Raw genomic sequence first — 10,776 nt, 5'->3', positions numbered from 1 at the left:
CTCGGCGGTCGACCTCCTCAACGGGATCGCCCGCTATGCCGGTATGGAGGTGATCCATGTCCCGGGCGCGACCGGGTTCATCGACACCGACTACCAGGCGAAGGCGCGGTACGCCCTGGACGCGATCGAGCGCCTCGACTTCGTCTATGTCCATGTGGAGGCCCCTGACGAGGCCGGGCACATGGGCGGCGTCGAGGAGAAGGTGAAGGCGATCGAAGGGGTGGACGGTCTCATCGGCACCATCCTGGAGAACTTCGACGGCACGGTCGCGGTACTCCCCGACCACCCGACCCCGATCCGGCTGAAGACCCACACCAGGACGCCGGTGCCCTTCGCGATCCGCGGCGGCGTGCAGGACAGCACCGCCTGCTTCTCGGAGAAGGAGGCGGCGAAGGGTGGGTTCGGCCTGCACGAGGCCGCGGACTTCCTGCCCCTCCTCTTCGGGCGGAAGGCGGCGTGAAGGGCAGGATAGATTTTTCTTTTTTTCGGGTCGGGAGATTCCCTTCATGATCGGATCGATGTCTGCGGGACCACACGGAGAGCGCCGATCAACCGCCTTCCCAACAATCCTGACCGGGGGACTGCTCGAAGGTCTTCGACCTTCCCATGCTCACTTCGTTCGCACCTCGAAGACTTTGTCTTCTCGACTCCCTTCGGTCGTCCCCCTTGCGATTGGCCCAGGGAAGAGTGAACACGAGGTTCAGAGGGGGATATCGCCACTCACCTCCTATCCTGACACGGTACCCTCTCCAGAAAATTCTCCAGAGCCGCGTCGATGGAAACACCGGCGGCATTTTCACGCCCGAAAAAGTGTCGCACAGATCATTCAAAAGGGAAGCGGCATCAGCACCCTGCTTCATCATGGATCAGAGGGGGTAACTATCATCATCTGCCGCTGGCGGGTGTACTATAATATCCTCCCCATGGAATAATGTTCTGACCGTCCTGGGCCAGACCTCCGGGACACATGGCTGATGAAGATCATGGCATCATTTAATATCGCCGGAAAACTCCGGGAACTGGAGAAGGATGTCGGCACTCTCTCGCCGATGCAGAAGATCCTTCTCGGCACCGACGGTTCCGTGACCACTCTTCTGGAAAACGTGCTGGGCTGTGAGGTGACGGTGCAGACGCTCTCGCAGGAGGTGGTGCCTGCCGACGAACGCGTGGCGGCATCCCTCGGTATCCGTGCAGGAGAAGCGGTCAACCACCGGATCGTGACCCTGAACGAGAAGGAGAGCGGGAAGGCACTCCTGTACGCGGCGTCCGACACCCCGCTCTCCCGCCTCGACCCCTCATTCAAGGACGACCTGATGCGGGCTGACATCCCGATCGGGCGGATCATGCAGAAGCACCGGATCGAGGCGCGGCGCGAACTCGATGACGTGCGGATGTGCCGGGCAGGCACCGGCATCAGCGGCGTCTTCGGCATCTTCCGCCACGAACCCCTCCTCTCCCGCAGGTATCGGATCATCACCCGCGGAGAACCCCTGATCGCCATCAGGGAAACTTTCCCGTACTGCAACTTCACCGACGAGGCCAGGGTGATCGTGGAGGCCCCGGCACGGATCCATATGACCCTCATCGACATGAACGGGAGTTCGGGGAGGGTCGACGGCGGGATCGGCCTCTCGGTCGAGGACCCGGCCGTCGTCGTCGAGGCGAAAAAGAGCGACGGACTCACGGTGAGAGGAGAGGGGGAGAGCGCGGAGAGAGTGAAAAAGACCGCAGAAAAAGTCCTTGCCGCCCTCGGCGTCCGGGGAGGCGCCGAGATCACGCTCCACCGCACCTATCCCGGACACATCGGCCTCGGCAGCGGCACCCAGATCGCCCTCGCCACCGCCCGCGCCCTCACCGCCCTGTACCGGCCCATGGATGTCAGGGAGATCGCGGCGATCGCCGGGAGAGGCGGGACGTCGGGGATCGGGACCGCGGCATTCGAGTCGGGCGGCTTCATCATCGACGGCGGGCACAGTTTCGGCCCCTCGGGAGAGAAGTCGGACTTCAGGCCGTCGGCGGCCTCAGGCGGCGTGAGGCCCGCCCCCGTACTCTTCAGGCACCCCGTCCCCGAGAACTGGCAGATCCTCCTCGCCACCCCCGCCATTCCCGAGGGCGCGAACGGGAAGGCCGAGGTCGACATCTTCAGGCAGTACTGCCCGGTGCCCATCGGCGACGTGCAGGCGCTCTGCCACACGGTGCTGATGCAAATGCTCCCCGGCATCGTTGAGAAAGACCTCGACCTCTTCGGGACGGCGGTGAACGCGATCCAGGGCCTCGGGTTCAAACGTGTCGAACACAGCCTCCAGCCCCCTCTCATCCACGACCTCGTCGCCGCACTCAGGGCGACCGACGCCGCAGGAGTCGGCCTGAGTTCCTTCGGCCCGACTGTCTACGCGATCGGGGACACCGGCATGCAGGACGCCCTCGGGGCCGCGGAGGAGGCGATGGTAGAGACCGGCGGGACGGCGTTCCTCACCCGCGCCCGGAACCGCGGGGCGGAGGTCAGGGCATCCCCCTGAATCCCCGGACAAATATACACAGATATAGATATGCCGCCCATAGTAGAGTGAGTACCATGCCGGCAAAAAAGACTCTTACCCTTGGAATCACCGTCAACCTGGACAACTACGAGAACCTCCGCCTGGAGGTGAGCGGGGAGGTGGGATCGCAGGAGGACGCCGACGACCTCGCGAGCTTCCTCGACACCACCCTCGCCCGCCTTGGCAGGGGCGACGAAGCGACGGCCGAGCGTGTGGACGCCTACCGCCGCCGGGTCTTCTCGATGAAACCCGTCGAAGCGCCCCTGCCCCCGCAGCCCGAAGAGGGGGGCCAGACCGTCCTGGTCCCGATCGAGGCAGAGGAAGCGGAGGCCCCGGAGGCCGTGCCCGAACCGGCACCTGGCGCCGCCCCGGAACCCGCACCAGCACCACAGCCCGTCGCTGCCCCGGAACCAGAACCTACCGCCGCACCGGCACCAAAGCCCGAACAGCCGCAGGCCCCGACAGCGGCCGCCGCCTGTGAAGAGTGCGGCGAGCCCGTCACGAAGACCCAGAAACAGATGAGCAACCTCTTCCTGAACAAGACGCTCTGCAAGGCCTGTATGGACCGCCTGACTCACCACCAGTGAGGGAGGGTAAAAGTAAAGATCTACAGCCTATAAATAGAGAAAAATCGAGGAAATAGGTGATGACAAAGGATCTCCTCATGTGGGATGAGACACTCTTCAGGGACCCCGAGGTCTTCGAGATCGACTATGTCCCGGAGCAGTTCAACCACAGGGAGACGCAGATGCGGGAACTCGCCTTCCAGATCAGGCCGGGAGCGCGGGGCGGCCGGCCCCTGAACACGATCTGCAGGGGCCTGCCCGGCACCGGCAAGACGACGAGCGTGCGAAAACTCTTCGCCGAGATCGAGGCCGAGACCAAGAAACTCGTGCCCGTCTACGTCAACTGCGAGATCGACAACACGAAGTTCGCGGTCTTCGCCCAGATCTACCGGAAACTCTCCGGCCACCTGCCGCCTGCCTCCGGCACCTCCTTCAAGCAGGTCTTCGACGCCGTCGCCCGGATCCTCCAGAAGGAGGAGATCGTCCTGCTCGTCGCCCTCGACGACGCCAACTACCTCCTGTACGAGAACGAGATCAACCGGGTACTGTACGCCCTCCTCCGGTCGCACGAGTCCTATCCGGGCACCAGGATCGGCGTGATCGCGATCATCTCCGATATGAACGTCGACCTCTCGCGCGAGGTGGACCCGCGGGTCGCCTCGGTCTTCAGGCCGACAGAGATCTATTTCCCCCCGTACTCCGCGGACGAGGCCCGCCACATCCTCACCGAGAGGGTGATGAGCGGCCTGTACCCCGGCGTCCTCTCCGATGCGATGCTCGACCTGGTCGTCGAGCAGACGATGAAGAGCGGCGACCTGCGGGTCGGCCTCGACCTCCTCAAGCGTGCCGCCCTCAATGCCGAGAAGGACGCGAGAAAGAAGATCGAGGAGGACGACATCTGCCTGGCCTACCAGATCTCGAAGTACCTCCACCTCTCCTTCACCCTGCGGACCCTGAAGGACGAGGAAAAAGTCCTCTTAAAGACCATCGCAGGCATGAGCAGCGAAGGGAGAGAGATGAACGCGGGAGAGGTCTATACCCGTGCAAAAGAGGTGATGAAAATCGGCTATACCCGCTTCTACGAGATCGTCAAAAAGCTCGATGCGATGCGGCTGATCAACCTCGATTACAGGCAGGGACGGGGCCGAACGCGTGTTATCACGCTGCGATACGAGCCGCAACGCGTCCTCGAACTCCTGGCCTGAGCGATCGATTGGCAAGTCTTATCTATTCTCTCCGCGTTGTTTATGTGAATGGTGATATTTCCATGCTGAGCGTGAATGAACAGGCCCTTGACATTTTCAACGACATTTTCGAATATCCCGATGATTACAACGCGGCGTCCCATGAACTTGACAACGGCGCCAGGATCGTCGATGCAGGCGTCTCCGTTCCCGGCGGGTACCAGGCAGGCCGGACCTTCACCGAGATCTGCATGGGCGGCCTCGCCGACGTGAATCTCACGATGGGACAGATCAAGGGGATCCCGATGCCCTTCATCGAGGTCTCCACCGACTTCCCCTCGGTCTCCTGCCTCGGCGCCCAGAAGGCCGGCTGGACGATCAAGGTCGGCAACTACTTCGCGATGGGTTCAGGCCCGGCCCGCGCCCTCTCCCTCAAGCCGAAGCACACCTATGAGGTCATCGGATACGAGGACGAGTGCGACTCAGCCGTGATCTGCCTGGAGAGCGACCACCTCCCGAACGGCGAGGTCATGCAGACGATCGCCGACGCGTGCAAGGTGGACGTCGCCAACACCTGCGCCATCGTCGCCCCCACCTCCTCCATCGTCGGCTCGGTCCAGGTCGCCGGCCGTTGCGTGGAGACCGCAGTCTACAAGCTGAACGAACTCGGCTTCGACACCAGGAAGATCGTCGCCGGTTTCGGCACCGCCCCGGTCCCGCCGGTCCGCGGCGCCAAGCGTGCGATGGGTGTCACGAACGACGCCACCATCTACCACGGCCAGATCGCCCTCACCATGAATGCCCCGGAGATCAAGGACTACCTCGGGAAGATCCCGTCCAATACGTCCCAGGGCTACGGCAAGCCCTTCAACGAGATCTTCAAGGAAGCGGGCTACGACTTCTACAAGATCGACACGTCGCTCTTCTCCCCGGCAGATGTGGTCATCAACGAGATCTCCGAGGGCGTCGTCTATCATGTCGGCGAGGTCAACCCCGACGTGACCCTGCAGTCCTTCGGTCTCCAGTAATACTTTTTTTTTACAAAAAAAGGGGCATCATCATCCCCTATTACTCAGAGCCAGGTGACCATGGGCTTTATCCGCGCCGGCATCTCTGGACGCTCTCCGGGATAACCGAAGATCAACGGGGCGATGATCTCATAGCCTGCCGGTACCTCCAGCGCCCTCATCAGTTCAGGGCTGCCGGCGACCGGTCCGGCCGCACCGATCCAGCAACTCCCGATCCCCATCGCATGGGCGGCAAGCATCATGGTCCCGGCGCAGAGGGTGCAGTCATAGGTGCTGTACGGGTTCTTCTCGTTTCCGAGGACGAGGACGAGCACCGGGGCGCCGTAGAAGATCTCGAAGTCCTCCCTGGAGAGGAGGGCCAAAAACCCTACTGACGTCTCGTCGGTGGCTCCCTCCAGCATGGTGCGGAGGACCGGTTTGCAGTAGTCGGAGATCTGCTTCATCAGGCCGCGGTCCCTGACAACGATAAACCTCCATGGCTGGAGCCCCATGGCCGTCGGGGCGTGGACCCCGGCGTCGATGATCGCGGTGACGGTCTCCTCGTCGAGAGGTCGTTCCTCGTACGCCCTGATGCTCCGCCTTCCCCTGATGGCCGCGAGGACCATCTCAACGTCAGTCGGCATGGGTCGCCCTGCCGCACCGTGAGATATAATGTTTTGTCAGGTCCCGATCTGCTCCGGGATCAGGATATAGGAATGAAGCATCCGGAGAGGAACGGGGCCTGCCAGATCTTTATCCTCTCGAACAGAGGAGTGTGGCTGAGAGGTAACCGTCTATGACAGACCGGATCACGATAGGGAAAGACTTCAAGCCTGCCCCCCCGTTCAAGAGATAATATTTAGGCTCTGTAGAATTGGGCATGAGCCGAAAGCATGCTTCAGACATACCGCATGAAAAGATTTCACAGGAGGTCTTCGCTCGTGCCCCTGGACACACCTGGTACCAGAACCCCTCTCTGATCATATCCCCGAATAATTTCGATCTGATCATTCATCCGGATTGAAGCACATGTTCCAGACCGAACGGTTTTCTCCTGCCCGGGGGTCTCCCCCGGACCCCCACGACGAAGAGAGAGGGAGGACGGCAATCCTTTCTTCAGGATCTTCCATGCTGCCTTCCCGGCCCAACATTGAGCGGTTTCAAGCGGCTCGGAGGCACGGAGCCCATTCTTGCACCTCTCCTGTGCACGTCAGTCCACGCACTTCCTGCAAAGAGAAACCATTCGTTACGTTGTGTCGACATTCCGCTGAGAGGAGCGCCAGGGTCCCTGAAAAGCATCTGTGGAGCAACAAATACGATCAAAATCTATATACACCACGTAAATACGATTTTCTGTGATGGAAACATATCAGGAAAGACTCAATACTATTCGGGACTATTTAATTGAAAAAAATCCACAAAAGGTATCTATTTCTGCAATTGCAAGAAATCTTGGGATGCATCGAAGCACTGTCTCCAAATATCTGGAGATCATGCGATTTAACGGCCAGGTGACGATGGATCACTATGGGAAATCAAGGCTCTATACCATTTCAGAAAGAATCCCCACAATGTCCATGTTTGATCATACGGCCGACATCATCGTTGTTATGGACACCAATGCACGAATTCTCATGGCGAATAAAAGTTTTTTTACAAAATTCGACATAACACGGAAGAGAGAACTTATCGGCAACAATATTTTTGACATGAGACTGGATATTTTCTCTGACCTCTCAATCAAAAAAAATATTCACAGAATGGCCCATGGAGAGACGTTCCTCAATGAGATCCAGCATACTGATGAAAATACCGGCCAGATTTATACAATAACATTTATTCCAACAGTTTCTCTTGACGGAAACCAAAATATCATGATCAGTCTGCGGGATATCACCCGATATAAACAAACCGAAGAGGCACTTTTTGTCAGCGACGAAAAATTACGGACGATCTTTAAAAAAGTTCCGAGTGGCATCCTATTCTTCGATGAAGAGGGGAATATCATCAATGCAAATGCGGCATCCCTCAATCTAATAGGAGTGGAAAATTATCACGATTTGATAAATACAAATCTATTCAATCTCTTCTGCCAGAAAGGAAAGGTAAAAAAAGCAGCAATGCACGGAGAAATCGAAAAAATAGATCTAGTATGTGATTTTGAACTGTTACGAAGAAAGCACGTCCTGTCTTCCTCCAGATCGGGCAGAGCGTATTTCGAAGCAGTATTCACCCACATCGCAAGTGAAAATAAAGCCCGAGAGTATGCTGTCTTTTTCATAGATGTTACAGCAGATAGAATGGCAAAAAAAGAACTCAAATTTAATGAGTCGCGGTACCACTCGTTTTTTAATGGCACCTGCACCGGCGTGCTGATATATCAACCGGTCGATGATGGAGACGATTTCATCATCAAAGATGTCAACAAAGCCTTTGAAATTATATTACAGATAAAAAAAGAAGAAATAATCGGGAAAAAACTCTTTGAAACATTTCCGGACGGCCCGGTCAACACCGTGCGTGAAACGCTGAACAGGGTTAATATCAGTGGAATTCCAGAGATTAGCCACCCTCTGCAATATATCAGGAATGAAACGTCACCCTGGCTCACACACTTCGTATTTAAACTGCCGACAGGGGAGATCGCCTCGTTTATGATGAATCTCCCGGAGGAACTGAGCGCAGCGGTAACCTCTCAGAAAACAGATGTGGAGAATTCCTCTGGATCAATCTAGTGGCGAGTCAAGAACAAAAGGTCGCCAGGAGAATGTACCTGGACGAGAGAGATCTCTGGCCGTGGAAAATATTCTGTAATTTCTCACGATAAGAGCGCCAGGGACGACAACTCCCTCTTCATGATCTCCCCGCTGCCATGTCGCGATTGAGAGGGAGCAAGGATCCCTCAACACCCAGAAGATCTCCCCAGAACAATGTTCATGCGGTATGCCTGAGGCGTGCTCCCGACTCATGCCTGATTCTACACAGCTCAATCCCGAGGATTACTAAAAAGCCCAACTCTCAGGAGAACAAGGGCAATCACAACACAAACCGCCAGAATCCTATTGACCATCAATAAAAGCTACGATAATAAGGTACAAACGTGGACAAACAAAGTGTGTAGGACGAATTCTGCACAGAAACTGACGGAAGGCGTTACCGTATACATGGGCAGAGGAGATCCGAATTTCACTCTTGAAACCTTGCAAATTCCCGGGTGAATATCAGAACTCAACTCCATCCCTAGGATTGAGAAAAAGACTTCGTCAAATGAGTATTTGAACCTTTACGTGACTGTCCATGCCGACAATACCCCCCGTCAGAGGAGGAATTAACATGGAGACAAAGATTGGCTACGGTGTAACTCTGGAAAATTCTACTCCACGGGAAGCACTTGAACAGACAGTCAGAGCAGAGAACATCGGTTTTGATTCGGTATGGGTAGACGACCACTTCCACCCCTGGCACCACACGAATGCCGAGTGTGGGCAGTCCTGGGTATGGATGGGCGCAGCACTTCAGGCGACAAAGAAGATCTTCATGTCCACCTGTATCACCTGTCCGATCCTGCGCTACCAGCCGGCAATTGTCGCCCAGGCATTTGCAACAATGCGCCAGATGTATCCGGGAAGAGTGGGACTTGCCGTCGGTTCCGGCGAGGCCATGAATGAAGTCCCGGTTGTCGGCAAATGGCCAAGTGGAGCCGAACGCCGGGCAATGACTGTCGAGGCCGTCGAAGTGATGCGGAAGCTCTGGGAAAGCGACGAAAACGTCACCTTCAAGGGCGATTATTACTCCCTCGACAAGGCGTTCCTGTACACAAAGCCCGAAGATGAGGTTCCCCTCTACTTCAGTGGAATTGGCCCGATCGGATCGTATGTTGCCGGACAACACGGCGACCACCTTATTACAGTGATTTCTCCGCCGGATCATCTGAAGAACGTTACCCTGCCAAACTTTGAAAAGGGTGCGAGAGATGCGGGGAAGAATCCGGACGAAATGGAGCGCACAATGACGCTCTTCTACTCCATCGATCCCGACTACGAGAAGGCCCTCGATGCCCTGGACTTCTGGTGCGGAGCACTGGCACCTGCCATGGTAACGTACAAGGTCTATGATTCACGAGAAATTGAGATGCACGGCAACCTTATGAGCCGTGAAGCAAAGGAAGCGTCCTTCGTCATAGCAACCGACCCGGAAGATCTGATCAAGAAGATCGAGGTCTACAAGGATATCGGGATGAACCACTTCGCTCTTTCAAACTCCAGCCCTGACGTGAACTACGGCATCGACGTATTCAAAGAAATCATTCCACACCTCAAGGACTGAACCGCAGGGTGTACGGAAAATCTTCATATTTTTTGCTCCGTGGAAATCCTTGACTGAAGGGGGGTTGCCGAACCTCGGAAACACTCCATGTTTCTCACCCCCTTCCGGTTCCCGGATCGTCACCACGGAGGATAGGGGCGGAGGAGTGCCCGGAACGATCAATTCTGAAGGATTACTATGAATATGATCCTTTATCCGGGAATCAGGGGACAGCGCACCCAGCGCGAGCGTGAGGGAAGACATGTCGATCAGACGGGCCGCCCCTCCAGAAGGATTTGAGTCTGCCGTCTCGCACCGGTCCCTGTCAGGGCGGGCAGGAGGCGTTCGTCGCAGAACTGTGGGGGATTAGAGACCTGCTTGAGAAGATGGCCGGCAGGTGACCAGCACGATCTTTCTTCCCATCACAGGGGAGAGAGTCTCGATGAAGGTGGTTCGGGCGCATCGAGATCATTCTATGTCTACCGATATGCCCTTCCGACCACGTCTCATATACTGGTTCGGCGGCGACCATACCTTGATGTGGCCGGAGGAGTAAATCTGCACATGACGGGTCCCATCACAATCGGGGAGGACTTCAAGCCAGCCCCGCAGTTCAAGACATATTATTTCCTCTATCTTTTCCTTACGACTCTGCTCGCGGCTGTCTTCATCCTCTTCCCGGTCTTCCTTGCCGACGAACCGGTGCTCAACACTCTCTTTGCCGGGGGTCTGATCGCGGTCGTCATCTTTGTGGCGGTCTGGATCCCTCTCTACTACCGGAGCGTGGTCTACCACCTCGGCGGGACAGAGATGACCTGGAAGAGGGGTGTCTGGTTCAGGGGGACGGGCATCGTGCCGTACAACAGGATCACGAATGTCGATATCGTGCAGGGGCCGCTGATGCGGGTCTTCGGCATCTCCGACCTCCGCATCCAGACGGCCGGGTACTCGGCCCAGGCCCAGGCCGAGATCCGCATCCAGGGTGTCGAGGAGCCCGAGGAGGTGCGGGAACTGATCATGGCCCAGGTCCGCGGCAGGCCGCCGGTGGCGGCGACGACAGGGGGCGAGGAGACTGTCCCGGCACCCGAGGACGCGGTGCTCGCCGAACTGCAGGCGATCCGCCGGGTGCTTGAGGGGATGACAGAGAAGAAGGAGTGAATTTTCCCCCCTTTTT

At 57.3% G+C, this 10,776-nt stretch carries 8 protein-coding genes and 1 pseudogene; 8 read left to right on the top strand and 1 reads right to left on the bottom strand.

The window, feature by feature from the left end:
• From PHP59_RS09240 to mch, 5 genes and pseudogenes are all read left to right on the top strand, one after another.
• A pseudogene (locus PHP59_RS09240) lies at positions 1-460 on the top strand (phosphoglycerate mutase); the annotation flags it as partial.
• Positions 461-983: 523 nt separating this feature from the next.
• A complete protein-coding gene (locus PHP59_RS09235; RefSeq protein WP_300166282.1) occupies positions 984-2,519 on the top strand; it encodes a beta-ribofuranosylaminobenzene 5'-phosphate synthase in 1,536 nt (511 codons plus the stop codon).
• Positions 2,520-2,575: 56 nt separating this feature from the next.
• The gene (locus PHP59_RS09230; protein ID WP_300166280.1) at positions 2,576-3,127 is read left to right on the top strand and encodes a hypothetical protein; all 552 of its coding nucleotides are present in this window, start codon (positions 2,576-2,578) and stop codon (positions 3,125-3,127) included.
• Between the two features lie 59 nt (positions 3,128-3,186).
• Positions 3,187-4,311 (top strand): ORC1-type DNA replication protein, encoded by a 1,125-nt coding sequence (locus PHP59_RS09225; RefSeq protein ID WP_300166278.1) that lies wholly within the window; start codon positions 3,187-3,189, stop codon positions 4,309-4,311.
• Positions 4,312-4,373: 62 nt separating this feature from the next.
• The gene (gene mch, locus PHP59_RS09220) at positions 4,374-5,318 is read left to right on the top strand and encodes a methenyltetrahydromethanopterin cyclohydrolase (RefSeq protein WP_067052174.1); all 945 of its coding nucleotides are present in this window, start codon (positions 4,374-4,376) and stop codon (positions 5,316-5,318) included.
• 44 nt (positions 5,319-5,362) lie between these two features.
• Here the strand turns inward: mch and PHP59_RS09215 are convergent, their stop codons facing one another.
• A complete protein-coding gene (locus tag PHP59_RS09215) occupies positions 5,363-5,941 on the bottom strand; it encodes a nitroreductase family protein (protein ID WP_300166275.1) in 579 nt (192 codons plus the stop codon).
• A gap of 714 nt (positions 5,942-6,655) precedes the next feature.
• Here PHP59_RS09215 and PHP59_RS09210 point away from each other — a divergent pair.
• The 3 genes from PHP59_RS09210 (at position 6,656) to PHP59_RS09200 (ending at position 10,760) form a co-directional block, all read left to right on the top strand.
• Entirely contained in the window at positions 6,656-8,032 is a 1,377-nt protein-coding gene (locus PHP59_RS09210; RefSeq protein WP_300166273.1) for a PAS domain S-box protein, read from the top strand.
• Between the two features lie 598 nt (positions 8,033-8,630).
• Positions 8,631-9,623 (top strand): TIGR03557 family F420-dependent LLM class oxidoreductase, encoded by a 993-nt coding sequence (locus tag PHP59_RS09205; RefSeq protein WP_300166271.1) that lies wholly within the window; start codon positions 8,631-8,633, stop codon positions 9,621-9,623.
• 543 nt (positions 9,624-10,166) lie between these two features.
• Positions 10,167-10,760, top strand: coding sequence for a PH domain-containing protein (locus PHP59_RS09200; protein WP_300166269.1), 594 nt, complete (start codon positions 10,167-10,169; stop codon positions 10,758-10,760).
• Positions 10,761-10,776 lie beyond the last annotated feature (16 nt).

It is taken from the genome of Methanofollis sp. (assembly GCF_028702905.1).
Lineage (GTDB): Archaea > Halobacteriota > Methanomicrobia > Methanomicrobiales > Methanofollaceae > Methanofollis.
This window is presented reverse-complemented; position numbering and strand designations above follow the sequence as displayed.

Excerpts from the sequence above, each read along its gene's own strand:
- PHP59_RS09205 (WP_300166271.1), top strand. The coding sequence starts at position 8,631 with ATGGAGACAAAGATTGGCTACGGTGTAACTCTGGAAAATTCTACTCCA.
- mch (WP_067052174.1), top strand. The coding sequence starts at position 4,374 with ATGCTGAGCGTGAATGAACAGGCCCTTGACATTTTCAACGACATTTTC.
- PHP59_RS09230 (WP_300166280.1), top strand. The coding sequence starts at position 2,576 with ATGCCGGCAAAAAAGACTCTTACCCTTGGAATCACCGTCAACCTGGAC.
- PHP59_RS09235 (WP_300166282.1), top strand. The coding sequence starts at position 984 with ATGGCATCATTTAATATCGCCGGAAAACTCCGGGAACTGGAGAAGGAT.
- PHP59_RS09225 (WP_300166278.1), top strand. The coding sequence starts at position 3,187 with ATGACAAAGGATCTCCTCATGTGGGATGAGACACTCTTCAGGGACCCC.
- PHP59_RS09200 (WP_300166269.1), top strand. The coding sequence starts at position 10,167 with ATGACGGGTCCCATCACAATCGGGGAGGACTTCAAGCCAGCCCCGCAG.
- PHP59_RS09215 (WP_300166275.1), bottom strand. The coding sequence starts at position 5,941 with ATGCCGACTGACGTTGAGATGGTCCTCGCGGCCATCAGGGGAAGGCGG.
- PHP59_RS09210 (WP_300166273.1), top strand. The coding sequence starts at position 6,656 with ATGGAAACATATCAGGAAAGACTCAATACTATTCGGGACTATTTAATT.